We start from the raw sequence: 1,353 nt of genomic DNA, 5'->3' as shown, positions 1-1,353 counted from the left end.
CTCCATGTGCTGATTGTCAAAACAGGACCGCCGCCGGCGTTTGCCGGCGGCGGGATGGCGATCGGAAGGAAGAATTGGGGCCGCTATTCGGCCGCTTCGCGGAAAGCGTCCTCGCGCTCAGCGCCGCCAGCATCCTCAGCCGCCTGCGGGTCCTCGGCGTGTTCGCCGGGATTGTCTTCCCCGGTGGCTGCCTTGCTTGTCAGCCAGGACGAAAGTTTTGCCCTGTCCGGTGCGAACAGGGCCGCTGGATGAACGAAGCGCCCCTCCCTGAAGTGCTCGACGAGTGCTGCGCGAGTGTCCTTGACCTTCTGGCGCGGCAGGACCGGCGTGTCCTTGCAGGATGCTTCGAGCGCCGAACGCGACAGGCAGGAGAGGAATTCCTCGCTCCCCATGTTGGCCAGAAAATCATCCGCGCCGATCGCATCGCCGGCCACGCGCGCGACAATGCCGCTGTTCGACCTGTTCTCACGGCAGGAGAGCACGTCAATCAGCAGCGACCGCACCGCGGCACGCAACTCATCCATGTCGAACTCGAGGACGCCCTCCGGATTGAACAAGCGCGCTGCGTGTTCGCCGAGGCTTGCCGCCCCAAAATAAGAGATGTCGCGGGCGCCGGATGCGACGCTGACATTCTGGCCGGCGAAGGCCAGAACAAGCAGCGCCATCAGCGTGTCGTCCTCGATCGGGGCGCGGGCAAGCGCCTCATGCAGCGCGTCGGTGCGCAAATCGCCGATCATCTCGATGCCCTTGCGGGTGACATCCGGGCGCGACGCCGAGACGATGCCGGCGTCGTCCGCACCGTCGGTGCCGCTGCCGCTATCGCCCTTCGCCTTGGCCTTCTTGGCCTCGGGGAGACGGTAGTGCACCGACTGCACTTTGCCGTCGCGGTCGAGATACATCGCCGTGCAGTCCGACTTCGCGGGCTTGCCGTAGACCCGCTCTGCCTTCTTCGGCAGTTCCGGCTGGCCCCAACCGTTGACTTCGACGAGCATACCCTTCCTGGGCAGATTGTTCGTCATCCACTCCTGCTGGGCGCCGAGGAAAGCCTCGACGTCGGTCGTATACCGGCTATCCTCGTCGGCTGGCGCGAACAGGTCCTCGACCCAGGCGATGCCGTAGGCCTGCGCCAGGTCGTCGCCGAAGCTTGCATCGCGTGCATACATGCGGGTCTTTGTGAGGCCCTGCGCCACACTCCACCACGACACCTGCGGATCGGCCTTCGACGGCTTGTGCTTCTTCCAGACTTGCCTTTGGTCTTCAAGCGAGGCGGAAGCGATCGTGCGCAGCTGGCTTTCGTTGGGCATGTCGCCCCTGGCCATGTGGTCGAGCATGGCGGGAAGGACGTTTGCCAGC

General features: G+C 65.0%; 1 protein-coding gene. It reads right to left on the bottom strand.

The window, feature by feature from the left end:
* Positions 1–83: 83 nt before the first annotated feature.
* Positions 84–1,353: plasmid partitioning protein (locus EOA24_RS38050; RefSeq protein WP_127410830.1), on the bottom strand; the 1,270-nt coding region annotated here is incomplete at its 5' end.

This window comes from Mesorhizobium sp. M2A.F.Ca.ET.039.01.1.1 (assembly GCF_003998035.1).
GTDB lineage: Bacteria > Pseudomonadota > Alphaproteobacteria > Rhizobiales > Rhizobiaceae > Mesorhizobium.
This window is presented reverse-complemented; position numbering and strand designations above follow the sequence as displayed.